Source organism: Streptomyces sp. CB00316, assembly GCF_001905595.1.
Lineage (GTDB): Bacteria > Actinomycetota > Actinomycetes > Streptomycetales > Streptomycetaceae > Streptomyces.
On sequence record NZ_LIXI01000007.1, the window covers coordinates 89355 to 106086 of the forward strand.

The window sequence follows — 16732 nt, forward strand, 5'->3', positions numbered from 1 at the left end:
CTCCCTGAGCAGATTCAAGCGTGCACGAATCTGACCGGTGTACATATTTCTGAACACGGCAACGTTAGAGCAGCTCTTGATGGCGGGTCAAGGCCGAGGAGGCCTCCTGACGCACCTCGCCTCACCGCTGACACGTCCACGCATATGAATGGACTGGGGACCGCCGGAGCGGCAGGATGCGGACATGCCGCGGCCTTCCGGATTCCAGTACGAACAGCACGGCGACCGGAGCGTCATCGTCACCCACCACGGCCGCCCGGCGGGCACCCTGCGCGGCGGCCGGGCGGAGAGGTTCCTGGCCGAGGTGGCAGCGGGCGACGCACAGAGGGTGAGGGCGCGCTGACCGGCGCGTACAAGCACGGCAACGAACGCACGGCCCGCGACCACCCGCGCAACCGCCGCTGAGCGTCGCGGAGGGCGGCATGCCGGACAGCCGCAAAGGTAAGGGAACGGCAAAGCGGGGTCGTTCGTTACCCCGTGCATGACCGCAATGACCCCCGGCTCGAACATCCCTCTCTCCGCCGTCCGTGTGGCGGTGGACGTCGCCGCTCCGGTGCGGCTCGACGTCTCGGGCCTGCTGCTCACCGCCGACGGCAAGGTGCGCTCCGACGACGACTTCATCTTCTACAACCAGCCCTCCGGCCCCGGTGTGACCTACCGCGCCGGCGGGGGCTCCGCACCCGACGCCATCGTGGTGGACACCACCGCGGTCCCGCCCGGCATCGAGAAGATCGTCGTCACCGCGAGCCCCGACGCCGCAGGCCAGACCTTCCAGGGCATCGAGCCCACCGCCACCGTGCGCAACGCCGACGACGGCGCCGCGCTCGCCACGTTCACCCCGCCCCAGCTGGGCGGCGAGACGGCGCTCGTGGTCATCGAGGTGTACCGGCGCAACGGCGCCTGGAAGGCCCGCGCGGTCGGCCAGGGGTATGCGAACGGACTGGCCGGCATCGCCACGGACTTCGGCGTATCGGTCGAGGAGCCGGCCGCCCCGCCGGTCCCGGCCGCGGCCGCCCCGGTGGCTCCGGCGGCCGCCCCGGTCGACCCGAGGATCGCCCCGCCGGCCCCCGCCGCTCCCCCGGCACCGCCCGCAGCCCCGCCCGCCGCCGCTGCCGGGAAGATCAACCTCGACAAGGGCCGGGTCAACCTCCAGAAGAACCAGACCGTCTCCCTGGTCAAGGGCGGCGCCCCGCTCCTCTCCCAGGTCAAGATGGGCCTGGGCTGGGAGCCCGCGTTCCGCGGCAAGGACATCGACCTGGACGCCTCGGTCATCGCCTACGGCCCCAACCGGAACCACCTGGACAGCTGCTACTTCGGCAAGCTCTCCATCCTCAACGGGGCGATCAAGCACTCCGGCGACAACCTCACGGGTGAGGGCGCCGGGGATGACGAGACGATCGTCGTGGACCTGGGCCGCATCCCGGCCGAGGCGACGGGCCTGGTCTTCACGGTGAACTCGTTCACCGGCCAGAAGTTCAGCGAGGTCGCCAAGGCCTACTGCCGCCTGATCGACGCGGCCACCGGCGAGGAGCTGGTCCGCTTCGACCTGACCGGCGCCGAGCCGCAGACCGGCGTCATGATGGCCAAGCTGATCAAGCAGTTCACCGGCGAGTGGGAGATGACGGCGATGGGCGAGTTCGTGAAGTCACGCACCGTACGGGGCATGGTGAAGCCCGCCGCCAAGTCCCTCTGACCTCCGGGGCCCGGTAGCCCCTGGAGGCCTGGTGAGCCCGGGCAACAACGGCATCCGGGGCACCTGATGTGATTCAGGTGCCCCGGATCCGGAGAAGACGGACGCTGCTCGTGCTCGTGCGGTGTCTCAGAGCTTGGTCAGTTTGGAGTACGGGCTCAGGATCCTCCCCTGTCGCCCGGAGAAGTCGATGAGGACTGCGTCGTTGTCGCCCTCGACAGCAAGGATTCTGCCGAGCCCGAACTGGTCGTGCGACACCCTGTCGCCCACATCGAAGCATTCGACCGGTGGGGCGTCCTGGGCCGGGCGGTTGAAGGGACTGGAAGGCAGGTATCGCCGGGAGCCGGCTGACTGTTTCATTAAGTCGAGTATGCGCCCTGTGAAGGCCCGACGCCATGCCCGTTTGCCGCCCGAGCCCCAGAAGTGCCGGATTCGTGACCCGTGCTCACCAGGGCCAGTCAGCGCTTACCCCCGCCTCCAGCAGCGGAACCATGCGGAACGCGGCGTCGGAAAGCCCCCCGAACGTGTGGCGGTTTCCGTCGCCCGACGGGGCGTGGCCGAGCCGGTATCCGGCCAGGTTCCAGGTGTAGACGGGCACCGTGTCCGGAACGCTCCGGGTGGCATCGCCACGGTGAGTGTACGACGCCTGCTCGTCGGTGACGATGAGCACCCGGTCGTGGCCCCGGTAGTGGCGCTCCACCGCCCGCACGGTGTCGGTGCCGCCCAGGTTGCCGAAGCGCTCCAGGACCCTGAGCACCGACTCGCCCGTGCGGTACGTCACCGGCGCGCTGGTCGTGCCGAACTCCACCAGGTCCGCGTCGGCTGCGCGCAGCGCGAGGGCGGCGCCGAAGACGGCGGCCGCGTCGGCCCGGTTCAGCTGGGAGCGCTCGGAGAGCCGTGACCACATGGAACCGGAGCGGTCGACCAGGACCAGGGTGCGGCCGGGCAGCGCCGGGACCTGGCTGAGCGAGTGGCCGAGCGCCTGCTCCAGCGGGTACGCCCAGCGCAGCGAGGGCGCGTGCCGGTGGGCGGCCAGGTAGCGGAAGGGGAACTGCCGGGACGCGGCGACGGCCTCGGGGTCGCTGATCCGTTCCGCCGCCCCGGCCGCGACCTCGTCGCTCACCCCGGCCTCGTCGAAGTTCCGGAGGTTGCGCACGAGCGCCATCGTCCCCATGGAGGGGATGACCGCCTCCCACGCCGCCGCGTCCATCGGCCCCTGCAGCCAGCCCGCCAGCGCTTCCCAGGTCATCCCGGCCTCGGCCAGCCGCTCGGCGCCGCCGGGCCCGGTGACGACGGCGCGACGCTCGGCGACCGGCAGCTCCATGAGGGCCCGGTGGGCGGTCAGGGTGCGGTCGTCGAGGGGCGGCGCGGCGTTCTCGGGCCGGTGCCTGCGGTCCAGCGCGTACCGGAACAGCTCGCCCTGCCAGGGCTTGGCCGGGTCCGGCGCGGCGTGCACCAGGTTGAGGACGTCACCGAAGCGGAAGGCCTTGGACGCGGTGTCGTACTTCAGCAGCACCCGGCCGGTGTAGAGGCGGCGTACGGCATCGGCGATGCCCCGCTTGACGGGCTTGGGCAGAGCACGGCCGTAGCGGGAGGTCCAGTAGCCGAGCAGCTCGCCCGGCTCGTCGGCGCGCAGCAGTACGGAGTCGATGACCTGCCGGTTCGTCGGCCCCTCGGTGCACCCCGCGTCCAGCCGCGCCTTCACGTACTCCGCGCCGCCGACCAGCGAGGCGGTCCGCATCTGCCCGTCGCGGCGCAGCCAGTGGAGGAGCCCCGCGGTCCAGGCGGGGTCTTCGACGGCGAGGCGGCGCACGAGGACGGCGAACCGGGTGTCGCGCTCCTCGCCGCCCTCGTAGAAGGTCTCCTGCGCCACGAAGTTGGCGACGGCGAGAAGGAAGAGCTCGGACCGGGCGTCCCGCACACGCCCGGTCCCGCCCTGGTGGTTGGCCGCGAGCGCACCGGTCGTGGTGACGGGCGAGGTGGGCCGCGAAAGGACGGTACGGAGCTGGGTGACGCGCTGGTTGAAGCGGGCCATGAGAATTCCCCCGAATTCCTGAATCCTGGTTCGTGGGGAGGACGCGGCGGCGGAACGGGGTGCCCGAGATCGGGGCCGTTGAACGACCCGGGGTCGACGCCGGAGAACATTCTGGTGCTCTACCCACTTGAGCTACCGGCCGAAGCCGGGCGGGACTCGAACCCGCAACCGCCAGATCAAGGAAGTATCCGTCGTCTGCGCACCGGGCACCCCGGCGCTCGCGCCTCCCGAGATCAACAGTGGCTGCGGCGTATTTCGTTGGAAGAAGGAGCCGCCGCCTTCGCACCGGGAGGTGCATGTCCATGACCTTAGAGAACAACCTCCGGAGGCGCGAAGGGATTTCCGTGCGCAACCGGAGGTACGGTCCAGCTCGCCGGACACCTTCGTAGTCCGGCCGCTCAGGAGGCGCCCTGACCGCGAGTGACCGCCGCTGTCGATGTCAGCGACACCTGAGCTACGCCCTCCTCAGCGCCCCGTGCGCGACCGGGCCTTGAACGCGGCCTTCCGGGCGTCCTTCGCCGCCTTCTTGTCGCTGTGCAGGCGGCCCATGGCCTCCAGCACAGCGCCGGTGGCCGGGTGGTCGACGCGCCAGACCTTGTCGAAGAAGCCGCTGTGCTGGGCGGAGAGCCCCTCGATCAGTCCCTGGAGCTCGTCGAGTTCGCCGTCCGCGTCCAGTTGGGCGGCGATCGTGTCGATGGCCAGCCAGAAGATCATGGCCTCCGGCGGGGGCGGGATGTCGGACGCGCCGTGCTCGGCGAGCCAGACCCGGGCCAGGCCGCCGAGTTCCTGGTCGCCGAGGACCGCGCGTACGGCGGGTTCGGCCTCCTCACCGGCGAGGGCGAGTGCCTGCTGGCAGTTGAGGCGGCGCAGCGGGGCGCCCTCGTCCGTGCCGCGCGCCGCCGCCAGCAGTTCGGCTGCCGCCGCGACCGCGCCCTGGGGGCCGCGCCCGGCGAGCCACAGCTGGATCTCGGCGCGGGCGGCGGCCTCCGGGTAGTGCGCGATGCCGTCGAGGAGGGCGTCGGCGCCCTTGTCGGCGAGGTCGCCGACGGCGGGGGCGTCCACCCCGGCCTCCAGCATCCGGGCCCGGACGCCGTACAGGCCGAGCGGGGTGAGCTTGACCATCCCGTACCGGGTGACGTCCTCCTCGTCGGCCCCGGCGGCGGAGGCGTCCGCCGTCTCGCCCTCCTCGACCATCAACGCCTCGTCGACCGGCTGGTATTCGACGATCCCGATGGGTTCGAGGAGCCGGAACTGGTCGTCGAGCCGCATCATCGCCTCGGACACCTGCTCCAGGATGTCGTCGGTGGGCTCGCCCATGTCGTCGGGGACGATCATCGACGCGGCGAGGGCGGGCAGCGGCACCGGGCCCTCGCCCGCGCCGTTGTCCGCGAGGGTGAGCAGGTAGAGGTTGCCGAGGACCCCGTCGAGGAACTCCGCCTCCGACTCCGGGTCCCAGTCCAGGGCGTCGAAGTCGATCGAGCCGTCCTCACCGACGAGGTCCGCGAAGTCGTCCAGGACGGGCGCGGTGGCGTCGGCGTGCACGGCGTCGAGGCCGTCGAGCCAGATCCCGAGGATGTCCTGCGGGGAGCCGGAGGTGAGCAGCGCCAGGCTCTCGCCCGCGGTGACGGTGCCCTCGGCCTCCGTGTCCTCCGAGCCCTCCGGGAGCTCCCCCTCCTCCGGGTCCGTCACGTCGAGGAGCCCGGTGTCCACGGCGAGCCGCCAGGCCTCGCCGGCGTACGCGGCGCCCTCCTCGTCGGCGGGGAGGCCGAGGTGCTCGGCGGCGGTGGGCAGTTGCTCCTCGACGAGTTCGCCGCCCGCGCCGACACGGGTGTCCGGGCCGGCCCAGCGGGCGAGCTTCACGGCGCGCACGAACAGCGGTGCGGCGAGTGCGTCCCGCGCCAGTTCGGCCTCGGAGTGCAGCCGCACCGGCGGCAGGATGGGGCGCTCTGCGGACATCGGGAGTTCTCCTCGGTGCGTGCGCGGGAACGTACGGAGTGCGTACGCGGTTCAGCCGTCCAAGCCTAGACGTCATTCGCCGCCCGCCGTCCGGCGCGCCCTTCATGCGCCCGCGCCCGCCTCCATGCTGAGCGCGGGCGTGTAGCGGTTCACGCCCCCGCCGGTCATCCCCGGGTACTTCTGGACGCGTTCCCACAGCGGTGACGGGGAGCCGATCCCCTCGCCGGGTGCGGCGAGGGCCGCGATGTGGTGTCCGGCGCTCTCCCACTCGGCGTAGTTGAGGACCCGGGTGCCGTCGGTGCTGACGTGGAAGTGTGCGGCGATGCCGCCGGCGGGGGTGCGGGAGTCCTCGCCGAGCGCCTCGAACACGGCGTCCACCCAGTCCCGTTGCCGGGCCGGGTCAGGGCCGGCGAACTCCACGTCGACGATCACGACGCACCCGGGCTCGCGGGTGTCGCCCGCGGCCCGGAGTCCGGAGCGGTAGAGCTCGTACGTGTGCAGGGCGAGGCGTTCGATGCCGGGCACGGCGGCGTCGATGTCGGCGTTGCGGGCGTCGCGGCTCTCCCGGACGAAGTCCTGGTAGGCCTGCTCGCCGGCCCACTGGGAGTAGTGCAGCAGGGTCCTGCCGTCCTCGCCCGCGTAGACGCTGTACGAGAGCAGCCCGGGGTGCGGCCACTCCCGGCTCTCCCACGCCTTCCTGATGGCGTCGACGGCCTGCCGCTGCCGCTCCGGCGTACCGACGTCCCAGGTACTGGCCTTGGCGATCCCGGCGTCGTCACGGGCCGGGTCCGGGCGGTCGGTGAACTGCACGGTCATGGTGGCACTCCCCTCTCAGGCGCACCGTCCGGTGCGCCGTCGCCACCACCGTCACACCTCAAGCAGGCTTGAGGTCAAGGGTGGTCACTCGGGAAGCTCCGCCCGCCAGGCCGTGATGTTCAGCTCGTCCATGTACCGGATGTCGTGGCCCTCCAGGGGTTGGACCCGCGCCCCGGCGTCGGGGGCGGCGGCCAGTTCCAGGGCGTCGGCCATGACGAGCTCGCCACCCTCCTGGGTGGAGACCCAGGCGAGCATCGACTTCACGGTGGCGCCCGGCTTCAGGGTGAGCGCCTCGGGGCCCTGGTCGCGGCCGAACATCGAGCCCGCCGGGTTGACCTTCACCGGGAGGCGCTCACCGCCCTCGCCGAGCGCCTGGACCGAGGGGTAGCCGTCGACCCGGTAGGGCTTCGAGCCGCAGTTGGTCAGGGTCAGGACGGCCGCACGGCTCATCATCGCGGTCAGCACCTCCCCCATGGTCACCACGGCCCCGGAGGCGGGGCACGTGCCGGTGGGCGTGGGCGTGGGCGTGGGGGACGGGCCCGGGCCCTGCGCAGGAACGTCGGCGACCGGCGGCGGGGTGACGGGGGGCGGAGGCGGCGTTGCGGCCCGGGCGGACGGGGTGGGGGCGCGTTCACCCTCACCGGCCGGGACGAGGAACCCCGAGCAGCCGGTCAGCGCGGTGGCGGCCACCGCCGTCAGCACCACCCACGCCACCGGGGCCGGCCTCCACGTCCGCACTCGGTCCCGCACCCGCTCACCCATGCCGTCCACCCCTCGCCCGCCCTCGTCGCACCCCCGGCCATATGCCGTCCGTGTGTTCGATCATGTCAGGGGGCGGGCTCTCCTAGGGCACTGTTCAGCATCTCTTCCCGGTGCGGACAAGCAGATCTAAGTGGACCTTCACGGTCACCGGAGCCGACACTTCGGACATGACTGCCACCGCACCGCGCCCCTTCGGCCGCACGCTCTGCGCCATGATCACGCCGTTCACCGCCACCGGGGCGCTGGACCTCGACGCCGCCCGCGCCCACGCCGCGCACCTGATGGCCGAGGGGTGCGACGGGCTGGTCCTCAGCGGCACCACCGGGGAGTCGCCCACCACGTCGGACGCGGAGAAGTCGGACCTGCTGCGTGCGGTCCGGGCGGAGGTCGGCGACGGGGTGCCGCTGCTCTCCGGCGTCGGCAGCGCGGACACCGCGCACGCGGTGCGCCTGGCGCGGGAGGCCGAAGGGGCCGGCGCGGACGGGTTGTTGGTGGTGCCGCCGTACTACAGCCGGCCGCCGCAGGCCGCCGTGGAGACGTACTTCCTGCGGGTCGCCGAGGCCACCGGCGTACCCCTGATGCTGTACGACATCCCCGCCCGCACCGGCGTCCGCATCGAGCCGGAGACCTTGCTGCGGCTCGCGGACCACCCGCGGATCGTCGCGGTGAAGGACTGCGCGTCGGACCTGCTCGGCTCCACGAAGGTGCTGGCGCAAAGCTCGCTGGCGTACTACTCGGGGTGCGAGGAGCTGAACCTCCCGCTGTACGCGCTGGGCGGCGCGGGCTATGTCAGCACCGTCGCCAACGTGGCCCCGCGTCAGATGCGGGCACCGCTGGACGCGTTCGACGCGGGGCGTACGGACGAGGCGGCGCGGCTGAACGGGCTGACGGTCCGGCTGGCCGAAATGATGATGGCGGGCGGGCTGCCCGGCACCGTCACCGCGAAGGCCCTGCTGGACGCGGGCCCGGTCCGGGAACCGCTGCAGCCCGCCGGCCGCGAGGCGGTCGACGGGCTGCTTGCGGCGTACGAGGAGCTCCTCGCGGCCTGAAGCGCTGCTCCAAACACTAGTTGTGGGCGTGCAGGACCTCGTTCAGGCCGCCCCACACCGCGTTGTTCGGGCGGGCCTCGACGGTGCCGGTGACCGAGTTGCGGCGGAAGAGGATGTTGGAGGCGCCGGAGAGCTCACGGGCCTTGACGACCTGGCCGTCCGGCAGCGTGACGCGGGTGCCGGCCGTGACGTACAGCCCGGCCTCCACAACGCACTCGTCGCCCAGCGCGATGCCGACGCCGGCCTCCGCGCCGACCAGGCAGCGCTCGCCGATGACGATACGGACGTTTCCGCCGCCGGAGAGGGTGCCCATGGTGGAGGCGCCGCCCCCGATGTCGGAGCCGTCGCCGACGACGACGCCCGCGGAGATGCGGCCCTCGACCATGGAGGTGCCGAGCGTGCCCGCGTTGAAGTTGACGAAGCCCTCGTGCATGACGGTGGTCCCGGCCGCGAGGTGCGCGCCGAGGCGGACCCGGTCGGCGTCGGCGATCCGTACGCCCTTGGGGGCGACGTAGTCCGTCATCCGCGGGAACTTGTCGACCGAGGTCACCTGGAGGTGCAGCCCTTCGGCGCGGGCGTTGAGGCGGACCCGCTCCAGGTCCTCGACCGCGACCGGGCCGAGCGAGGTCCAGGCCACGTTGGCCAGCAGGCCGAAGACACCGTCGAGGTTCTGGCCGTGCGGCTGGACGAGCCGGTGCGAGAGCAGGTGCAGGCGCAGGTAAGCGTCGTGCGCGTCGAGCGGCTTGTCCTCCAGCGAGGAGATGACCGTGGAGACGGCGACGACCTCGACGCCGCGCCGGGCGTCCACGCCGATGGCCCGGGCGGCGCCCTCACCGAGGCGGTTGACCGCCTCGTCCGGGGTGAGCCGCTGCGTACCGGCCGGGCCGGGCTCGGCGCTCAGCTCGGGGGCGGGGAACCAGGTGTCGAGGACGGTGCCGTCACCGGCGACGGTGGCGAGGCCGGCGGCGACGGCGCCGGTGGTACGGGAAGTGGCCTGGGAAGTCGTGTCGGTCATGGACAGAAACCTAACCGGCCGGGGCCCGCTCGGGCGAACCGGTCTCGGCTTCCGGCCCCGGCACCCGCGCCCCCGGTACGGGCAGCTGCCACGCCGCCAGCACCGCTCCCCCGGCGGCGTGCTGTACCCGATCACGGACATCGAGGCGAGCGTGCGCACGGCGCTGGAGACCGTACGCGGCCTGGGCTGACCAGGGCCGCTCAGGCGCAGCCGTCCACCACCCGGGCCAGCATCTCTCGGGTGTAGGCCACGTCGAAGGCGGAGCCGGTCAGCATCACCTGGAGGCAGACGCCGTCCATCAGCGCGACCAGCGCCCGCGCGGTGGCCGGGTCGGTGCGCGCGGACAGCACCTCGACCGCGGACTGGGTCCACTCGGCGGCGACGGGTCGCAGGGCCGGGCGGCGCAGGGCCGCCAGGTACAGCTCGTACTCCAGCTCGATCGCGCCCCGCTCCCCCGCGAAGCACTCCCCCAGCACCCGGGTCAGGTCATCGGCGAGTCCGCCGCCGGTGCCCTGGGCGGAGGACTCCCCGGCAAAGGCGGCACTGTCGCGCAGCGCCTGGGCGAAGTTCTCGTTGGACCGGCGCAGGGCGGCCGTCAGCAGCTCGTCCAGCGAGCCGAAGTGGTACGTGGTCGAGCCGAGCGGCACATCGGCCTCGGCGGCCACCGTGCGGTGGCTGAGCCCTGCTATCCCGTCGGCCGCTATCACCCGCAGCGCCGCGTCGACGATCCGCGTCCGCCGCTCGGGGTCGTACCGGCGGGCCATCAGTGCGCTCCTCCCAGGTTGAGCACGACGACCCCGGCGACGATCAGGGCCACCCCCGCGATCTTGACGAGACTGCTGGACTCCCCCAGGAACAGGATGCCGATGAGGGCCACGGCCGCTGTGCCGACGCCGGCCCAGATCGCGTACGCGGTGCCCACGGAGAGCGTTTTGAGGGTCTGCGCAAGCAGGGTGAAGGCGATCAGATACCCCACCGCCGTGCCGATCGAGGGCCAGAGCCGGGTGAAGCCCTCGCTGTACTTCATGGCCGTCGTCCCGGCCACCTCCGCCGCGATCGCCGCGGCCAGCAGTCCGTATGCGTATCCCATGTGTACGAGTGTACGCATCGTTGCGTACGGCCGTACATATCATCGCCCCACTCCAGGGGCGCTACGGTGTGCCGACCGATGACATGGCCCGGACCACGGGCCGACGACGTGAGCGGAGCGACAGTGGCGCAGGATGCAGGGTGGGGTGGTGGCCCGTACGGCGCGCCCCACGGTGGGGGGCCCTTCCACGGGGGAGCGCAGGGACCGGGTGGCTGGATGGGCGGATGGGCGGCGCCGCCCAGGCCGGGGGTGATACCCCTGGCGCCGCTGAGGGTCTCGGACATGCTCAGCGGCGCCTTCGCGACGATCGGCGGCTACTGGAAACCGCTGGTCGGGATAGCCCTGGCGCTCTTCGGCGCGGCGACGGCCGTGCTGGGCATCGGGGTGGCCATCGCCTTCTCCACCGTGGCGGCCAACTGGGACGACCTGACCGGGCCCGGCGAACCGGACACGGCCCAACTGGTCCCGCTGGGCATCGCGTTCGGCGTCCTGATGGTCATCGGCGTCATCGCCTACCTGCTGGCGTCGGCGGTCGTCCAGGCTGCGGTCCCGGTGGTCCTCCAGGAAGCCGTCCTGGGCCGCCCGATCGGCTTCGGCACCGTCTGGAGGCGGGCCTGGTCACGGGTCTGGGCCGTGATCGGCACGGTGTTCCTGCTGGGGCTGGCCGTGACCATCCCCTTCCTGGTCATCATGTTCACCATGGTCGCGACCGTGGTGAACGCCGTCTCGCTCGGCGACTCGGACACCGCGGGCCCGCTGTTCCTGTTCGGCCTCCTCGGCTGGCTGGTGCTCGCCCCGGTCGCGATCTGGCTCTGGGTGAAGTTCTCCCTGGCCCCGACGATCGTGGTCTTCGAGGCACAGCGCCCGGTCGCGGCGCTGCGCCGCTCGTCCCGGCTGGTACAGGGCAGCTGGTGGCGGGTCCTCGGCATCACCCTGCTCGCCTTCGGGCTGGCGTCCGTGGTCGGCTACATGATCCAGATGCCGTTCCAGGCGCTCGGCGTGATCCCCGGCTTCCTGGGCAGCACGGACATGACGGGCGAACCCAGCGGCGGGGAGATCCTCGCCCTGTTCGGCGGCATCGTGGTGCTGTCCATGGTCAGCGGGCTGGTGAGCCAGCTCTTCTCGTCGATCTTCCCGCCCCTGATGACCGGACTGCTGTACGTGGACCTCCGGATGCGCAACGAGGGCCTGGCCCCGGTCCTGGCGGAGGCGGCGGCACAGAACCTGCCGGAGCAGTACGGGCCGCCGCCGACCACCCCGGCGTAGGGCCGCACGGCCCGGCGGGCTCAGTCGGTCAGCGTCCGCTTCGGGCGCAGCACACAGAACTCGTTGCCCTCGGGGTCGGCCAGCACCACCCAGGTGGCCTCCGGCCCCTGCCCGACATCCAGCCGGCGTGCGCCGAGCGCGAGAATGCGCTCCACCTCGGCGTCCTGGTCGTCGGGCGTCAGGTCGATGTGCAGCCGGTTCTTGACGGTCTTCCCCTCCGGCACGGGGAGGAAGCACATGCCCGGCAGCGCCGTCTCGTGGGCGCCGATGACGATCTCGCCCTCGTCCTCGAAGAGCACCTGCCAGTCCAGCACGGCGCTCCAGAAGCGGGCCAGGAGCGGCAGGTCATGGGCATCGACGGCGAGGTGGTACATGGAGACGGCCATGCCGGACAGTGTGCCCGGCCGGTACGACAGCCGCACCCGCACCCCTACGCAGCGCCTTCCGGAGACACTCCGTGAAACGCCTGCTCAGCCACGGGGTCGCGCCCGTCCTGCTCGGCCCGCAGATCGCCTGTCCGGGCTTCTTCGGGCCGCTGTTCGCCTGGGCGAACGCGAACGGCCGTGTCCGCCGGCAGGACTGGCGGGCACGGCCGTTCGCGTGGTGCCGACGCGGGATCAGACGTTGAAGCCGAGCGCGCGCAGCTGCTCGCGCCCGTCGTCCGTGATCTTGTCCGGGCCCCACGGCGGCATCCAGACCCAGTTGATCCGGAGCTCGTTGACGATGCCGTCCGTGGCGGACTTCGCCTGGTCCTCGATGACATCGGTCAGCGGGCAGGCCGCGGACGTCAGGGTCATGTCGAGGGTGGCGATGTTGGCGTCGTCGACATGGATGCCGTAGATCAGGCCCAGGTTGACGACGTCGATGCCCAGCTCGGGGTCGACGACGTCGTACAGCGCCTCGCGGACCTCCTCCTCGGAGGCCGGCTTCATGGTCGCGGTCTCGTTCTCGCTCATGCGGTCTTCCCTTCGGACAGCGCCTTCGCCGTCGCGTCCTTCCACGCCATCCAGCTCAGCAGCGCGCACTTGACCCGGGCGGGGTACTTGGAGACGCCGGCGAACGCCACGGCGTCCTCCAGCACCTCCTCCATCGCGTCGTCCGGCTCCAGCTGGCCCTTGGACTGCATCAGCTCCAGGAAGGCGGCCTGGATCTTCTGCGCCTCGGGCAGCTCCTTGCCGACGAGCAGCTCGTTCAGCACGGAGGCGCTGGCCTGGCTGATGGAGCAGCCCTGGCCCTCGTAGCTCACGTCGGCGATGGTCTCGCCGTCGTACTTCACCCGGAGCGTGATCTCGTCGCCGCACGTCGGGTTGACGTGGTGCACCTCGGCGTCGCCGTCCCGCAGGCCACGCCCGTGGGGGTGCTTGTAGTGGTCCAGGATCACTTCCTGGTACATGGAATCAAGCTTCACCGTTACGCCCTCAGCCGAAGAAGTTCCGGACGTGCTCCAGCCCGTCCACCAGTGCGTCTACCTCGGCGGGCGTGGAGTACAGATAGAACGACGCTCGCGTCGTCGCGGGAATTCCGTACCGCAGGCAGACCGGGCGCGCGCAGTGGTGGCCGACCCGGACACAGATGCCCATCTCGTCGAGGACCTGGCCCACGTCGTGCGGGTGGATGTCCCCGAGGGTGAAGGAGATCGTCGCCCCGCGGTCCTCGGCCGTCGCCGGACCGATGATCCGCAGGTCGGGGACCTCCAGGAGGCGCTTCACCGCGTACTGGGTGATCGCCTTCTCGTGCTGGTGGATGTTCTCCATGCCGATCGAGGAGAGGTAGTCCACGGCCGCGCCGAGGCCGACGGCCTGGGCGATCGGGGGCGTACCGGCCTCGAACTTGTGCGGCGCCGGAGCGTAGGTGGACGAGTGCATCGACACGGTCTCGATCATCTCGCCGCCACCGAGGAACGGCGGCAGGTCCTCCAGGAGCTCCTGTCGTCCCCAGAGCACGCCGATGCCGGTCGGACCGACCATCTTGTGGCCGGTGAAGGCCACGAAGTCGGCCTGGAGCGCCTGCACGTCCAGCACCATGTGCGGGGCCGCCTGCGAGGCGTCGATGCAGACCAGCGCGCCGACCTGCTGGGCGCGGCGGATGATCTGCTCGACCGGGTTGACGGTGCCCAGGATGTTGGAGACCAGCGTGAAGGAGACGATCTTCGTCTTCTCGGTGATGATCTCGTCGATGTTCGACAGGTCGAGCCGGCCGTCGTCGGTGATGCCGAACCACTTCAGCTTCGCGCCGGTGCGCTGCGAGAGCAGCTGCCACGGCACGATGTTGGAGTGGTGCTCCATCTCCGTGGTGACGATCTCGGTGTCGCGGTCCACCCGGTAGGGCTCATCCGCCCAGCCGAGCATGTTGGCCACGAGGTTGAGCGACTCCGAGGCGTTCTTGGTGAAGATCACCTCGTTGCGGCTCGGCGCGTTGATGAAGGCCGCGACCTTGTCACGGGCGCCTTCGTACAGCGCGGTGGCCTCCTCGGCGACCGTGTAGACGCCGCGGTGCACGTTCGCGTTGTGGCGCTCGTAGTACGTGTTCAGCGCGTCGAGAACCTGGCGCGGCTTCTGCGAGGTCGCCGCGGAGTCCAGGTAAACGATCTTCTTGCCGTCGTGGACCGTGCGGTCCAGGATCGGGAAGTCCTTGCGGATCGCCTCGGTGTCGAGGAGGCCGGTGAGCCCCTGTCGGGCGTCAGTCACGCGGAAGCGCCACCCTTCGTGTATGCCTCGTAGCCCTCATTCTCCAGCTGGTCGGCCAGCTCGGCACCGCCGGAGGCCGCGATCCGGCCGTTGGCGAACACGTGCACGAAGTCGGGCTGGATGTACTTCAGGATGCGGGTGTAGTGCGTGATCAGCAGCGTGCCGACCTCGCCGGTCGCGCGGACCCGGTTGACACCCTCGGAGACGGTCTTGAGCGCGTCGACGTCCAGGCCGGAGTCGGTCTCGTCCAGGACGGCGATCTTCGGCTTGAGGAGCTCCAGCTGAAGGATCTCGTGGCGCTTCTTCTCACCGCCGGAGAAGCCCTCGTTGACGTTGCGCTCGGCGAAGGCGGGGTCCATCTGGAGCCCGGCCATCGTCTCCTTGACCTCCTTGACCCACGTACGCAGCTTGGGCGCCTCGCCGCGGACGGCGGTGGCGGAGGTGCGCAGGAAGTTGGAGACCGAGACACCGGGGATCTCGACGGGATACTGCATGGCCAGGAACAGGCCGGCGCGGGCGCGCTCGTCGACGGACATCTCCAGGACGTCCTCGCCGTCCAGGGTGACCGTGCCACTCGTGATCGTGTACTTGGGGTGACCCGCGAGCGAGTACGCGAGGGTGGACTTGCCGGACCCGTTGGGGCCCATGATGGCGTGGGTCTCGCCCTGCTTCACGGTCAGGTCGACGCCCTTGAGGATCTCCTTCGTGGCGTTGTCGGCCTCGACGGAGACGTGCAGGTCGCGGATTTCAAGCGTTGCCATGGGTGACTCAGGACTCCTGGGTGACGGAGACGAGCACATCGTCCCCTTCGATCTTTACGGGGTATACGGGGACGGGGCGCGTCGCGGGAAGGCCGGACGGCTTGCCGGTGCGGAGGTCGAACGACGAGCCGTGCAGCCAGCACTCGATCGCACAGTCCTCCACCTCGCCCTCCGAGAGCGACACGTTCGCGTGCGAGCAGATGTCGTTGATCGCGAACACCTCGCCCCCGGTGCGGACGACGGAGACCGGTATGCCGTCGAACTCCACCCGCTTCGGAGTGTCGTCCTCCAGCTCACTCAGCGCGCACGCCTTGACGAAGGTCATCAGACGGACGCCCTCAGCTCGGTCTCGATCTTGTCGAGCAGACGCGCTTCCACGTCCGGCAGGCCGATCTGCTGGACCAGCTCGGCGAAGAAGCCGCGCACGACCAGGCGGCGGGCCTCCTCGGCCGGGATGCCGCGGGACTGGAGGTAGAAGAGCTGCTCGTCGTCGAAGCGGCCGGTCGCCGAGGCGTGGCCGGCGCCGACGATCTCGCCGGTCTCGATCTCCAGGTTGGGTACGGAGTCGACCCGGGCGCCGTCGGTGAGGACGAGGTTCCGGTTCATCTCGTAGGTGTCGGTGCCCTCCGCGACGGCCTGGATGAGGACGTCCCCGATCCAGACGGCGTGCGCGCCGTCGCCCTGGAGTGCGCCCTTGTACACCGCGTTGGACTTGCAGTGCGGGGTGTTGTGGTCGACCAGGAGGCGGTGCTCCTGGTGCTGGCCCTTGTCGGTGAAGTACAGACCGAAGAGCTCAGCCTCGCCCCCGGGCGCCGCGTAGGCGACCCGCGGGTGCAGGCGGACCAGGTCGCCGCCGAAGGTGACGACGATCGACTTGAAGGAGGCGTCCCGGCCGACCAGCGCGTTGTGCTGGCCGACGTGGACGGCCGTGTCGTCCCAGTCCTGGACGGAGACGACGGTCAGCCTGGCGCCGTCACCGAGGACGTAGTCGACGTTGGCGGCGAGCACCGCGTCACCGGTGTGGTCGATGACGACGACGGCCTCGGCGAAGGGCTTCAGCTCGATGAGCTGGTGACCGTAGGCGGTGCCGCCCTCACCGTGCACGGTGATCCGGATGGGCTCGGTGAGCACGGCCTCCTTGGCGACGGTGACGACCGAGGCCTGCTCGAAGGAGCTGTACGCCTGGGCGGCGACCCGGTCCACCGGCGTACCGGCCTTGCCGAGCCGCGCGTCGTCGCGGCCGACCGTCTCGACGCTGACGCCGTCGGGCGCCTCGATCGCGACCTTCACACCGCCGCCGTTCGCGACCGCGGTGCCGTCGTGCAGCCCGCGCAGCCGCTCCAGCGGGGTGAAGCGCCACTCCTCCTCGCGACCGTGCGGGACGGGGAAGTCCGCGACGTCGAAGGACGGAGGCGCGCTCATGCGCGTGGCGACGGTCGACTCGGCGGCCACCGCGATGGAGCCGGCGGTGGTGGAGCCCACCGGAGTGTTCTGAGCCTCAGCCATGGCTGTCGTAGTGCTCGCTTTCTCAGTCAAGAAGGGGGGTGGTTCGGTAGGGGCCGGGGCGGCCGCGTGCGGCCGCTCCGTGTCGTCCTCGGGTCGAGG

The 16732-nt window shown here is 71.2% G+C and carries 19 protein-coding genes and 1 pseudogene; 5 read left to right on the top strand and 15 right to left on the bottom strand.

Annotated elements, in window-relative coordinates; genetic code table 11:
- The first annotated feature begins 184 nt into the window (after window positions 1–184).
- Both AMK21_RS20765 and AMK21_RS20770 read left to right on the top strand, forming a co-directional pair.
- A pseudogene (locus AMK21_RS20765) lies at window positions 185–405 on the top strand (hypothetical protein).
- Window positions 406–481: 76 nt separating this feature from the next.
- Window positions 482–1693 carry a TerD family protein gene (locus tag AMK21_RS20770; RefSeq protein WP_073880097.1) on the top strand — a complete coding sequence of 404 codons (1212 nt, stop codon included), beginning with the start codon at window positions 482–484 and terminating at the stop codon, window positions 1691–1693.
- Between the two features lie 126 nt (window positions 1694–1819).
- On the opposite strand, the gene AMK21_RS34885 is transcribed toward AMK21_RS20770, so the two are convergent.
- The 5 genes from AMK21_RS34885 to AMK21_RS20790 all read right to left on the bottom strand — a co-directional run bounded on the left by AMK21_RS34885 (window position 1820) and on the right by AMK21_RS20790 (window position 7259).
- Entirely contained in the window at window positions 1820–2050 is a 231-nt protein-coding gene (locus tag AMK21_RS34885; RefSeq protein WP_143194873.1) for a hypothetical protein, read from the bottom strand.
- A gap of 85 nt (window positions 2051–2135) precedes the next feature.
- The gene (locus tag AMK21_RS20775) at window positions 2136–3725 is read right to left on the bottom strand and encodes a TROVE domain-containing protein (protein WP_073880099.1); all 1590 of its coding nucleotides are present in this window, start codon (window positions 3723–3725) and stop codon (window positions 2136–2138) included.
- A 465-nt stretch (window positions 3726–4190) separates the two neighbouring features.
- Window positions 4191–5681, bottom strand: coding sequence for a hypothetical protein (locus tag AMK21_RS20780; protein WP_073880101.1), 1491 nt, complete (start codon window positions 5679–5681; stop codon window positions 4191–4193).
- Between the two features lie 102 nt (window positions 5682–5783).
- Entirely contained in the window at window positions 5784–6497 is a 714-nt protein-coding gene (locus AMK21_RS20785; protein ID WP_073880103.1) for an antibiotic biosynthesis monooxygenase, read from the bottom strand.
- An 84-nt stretch (window positions 6498–6581) separates the two neighbouring features.
- Entirely contained in the window at window positions 6582–7259 is a 678-nt protein-coding gene (locus tag AMK21_RS20790; protein ID WP_079181225.1) for a DUF4232 domain-containing protein, read from the bottom strand.
- Window positions 7260–7426: 167 nt separating this feature from the next.
- On the opposite strand from AMK21_RS20790, the gene dapA reads away from it, so the two are divergent.
- Window positions 7427–8308 carry a 4-hydroxy-tetrahydrodipicolinate synthase gene (gene dapA, locus AMK21_RS20795; protein ID WP_073880105.1) on the top strand — a complete coding sequence of 294 codons (882 nt, stop codon included), beginning with the start codon at window positions 7427–7429 and terminating at the stop codon, window positions 8306–8308.
- A 16-nt stretch (window positions 8309–8324) separates the two neighbouring features.
- Here the strand turns inward: dapA and dapD are convergent, their stop codons facing one another.
- A complete protein-coding gene (gene dapD / locus AMK21_RS20800) occupies window positions 8325–9323 on the bottom strand; it encodes a 2,3,4,5-tetrahydropyridine-2,6-dicarboxylate N-succinyltransferase (RefSeq protein ID WP_073880106.1) in 999 nt (332 codons plus the stop codon).
- Here dapD and AMK21_RS34405 point away from each other — a divergent pair.
- Window positions 9322–9513, top strand: coding sequence for a hypothetical protein (locus tag AMK21_RS34405; protein ID WP_143194874.1), 192 nt, complete (start codon window positions 9322–9324; stop codon window positions 9511–9513). The two genes, dapD and AMK21_RS34405, sit on opposite strands and share 2 nt — an antisense overlap.
- A gap of 10 nt (window positions 9514–9523) precedes the next feature.
- Here AMK21_RS34405 and AMK21_RS20805 read toward each other — a convergent pair whose 3' ends face one another.
- Together AMK21_RS20805 and AMK21_RS20810 are read right to left on the bottom strand one after the other, a co-directional pair.
- Complete coding sequence (locus tag AMK21_RS20805) at window positions 9524–10087, bottom strand: TetR/AcrR family transcriptional regulator (protein WP_073880108.1); 564 nt, start codon at window positions 10085–10087, stop codon at window positions 9524–9526.
- Window positions 10087–10413, bottom strand: a complete 327-nt coding sequence (locus AMK21_RS20810) for a DMT family transporter (protein ID WP_073880586.1) — start codon at window positions 10411–10413, stop codon at window positions 10087–10089. Before AMK21_RS20810 ends, AMK21_RS20805 begins: the two co-directional genes overlap by 1 nt.
- 282 nt (window positions 10414–10695) lie before the next feature.
- On the opposite strand from AMK21_RS20810, the gene AMK21_RS20815 reads away from it, so the two are divergent.
- Window positions 10696–11679, top strand: coding sequence for a hypothetical protein (locus AMK21_RS20815; protein WP_073880110.1), 984 nt, complete (start codon window positions 10696–10698; stop codon window positions 11677–11679).
- Window positions 11680–11699: 20 nt separating this feature from the next.
- Here the strand turns inward: AMK21_RS20815 and AMK21_RS20820 are convergent, their stop codons facing one another.
- The 7 genes from AMK21_RS20820 to sufD form a co-directional block, all read right to left on the bottom strand.
- A complete protein-coding gene (locus tag AMK21_RS20820) occupies window positions 11700–12065 on the bottom strand; it encodes a VOC family protein (RefSeq protein ID WP_073880588.1) in 366 nt (121 codons plus the stop codon).
- Between the two features lie 231 nt (window positions 12066–12296).
- The gene (locus AMK21_RS20825; protein ID WP_015607822.1) at window positions 12297–12635 is read right to left on the bottom strand and encodes a metal-sulfur cluster assembly factor; all 339 of its coding nucleotides are present in this window, start codon (window positions 12633–12635) and stop codon (window positions 12297–12299) included.
- Window positions 12632–13087, bottom strand: coding sequence for a Fe-S cluster assembly sulfur transfer protein SufU (gene sufU, locus AMK21_RS20830; RefSeq protein WP_073880112.1), 456 nt, complete (start codon window positions 13085–13087; stop codon window positions 12632–12634). Before sufU ends, AMK21_RS20825 begins: the two co-directional genes overlap by 4 nt.
- 10 nt (window positions 13088–13097) lie before the next feature.
- Window positions 13098–14366, bottom strand: a complete 1269-nt coding sequence (locus AMK21_RS20835) for a cysteine desulfurase (protein ID WP_073880114.1) — start codon at window positions 14364–14366, stop codon at window positions 13098–13100.
- Complete coding sequence (gene sufC, locus AMK21_RS20840) at window positions 14363–15127, bottom strand: Fe-S cluster assembly ATPase SufC (RefSeq protein WP_073880116.1); 765 nt, start codon at window positions 15125–15127, stop codon at window positions 14363–14365. The genes AMK21_RS20835 and sufC overlap by 4 nt, the downstream gene beginning before the upstream one ends.
- Window positions 15128–15134: 7 nt before the next feature.
- The gene (locus AMK21_RS20845; RefSeq protein ID WP_073880118.1) at window positions 15135–15452 is read right to left on the bottom strand and encodes a bifunctional 3-phenylpropionate/cinnamic acid dioxygenase ferredoxin subunit; all 318 of its coding nucleotides are present in this window, start codon (window positions 15450–15452) and stop codon (window positions 15135–15137) included.
- Complete coding sequence (gene sufD / locus AMK21_RS20850; protein ID WP_073880120.1) at window positions 15452–16633, bottom strand: Fe-S cluster assembly protein SufD; 1182 nt, start codon at window positions 16631–16633, stop codon at window positions 15452–15454. Before sufD ends, AMK21_RS20845 begins: the two co-directional genes overlap by 1 nt.
- Window positions 16634–16732: the final 99 nt, after the last annotated feature.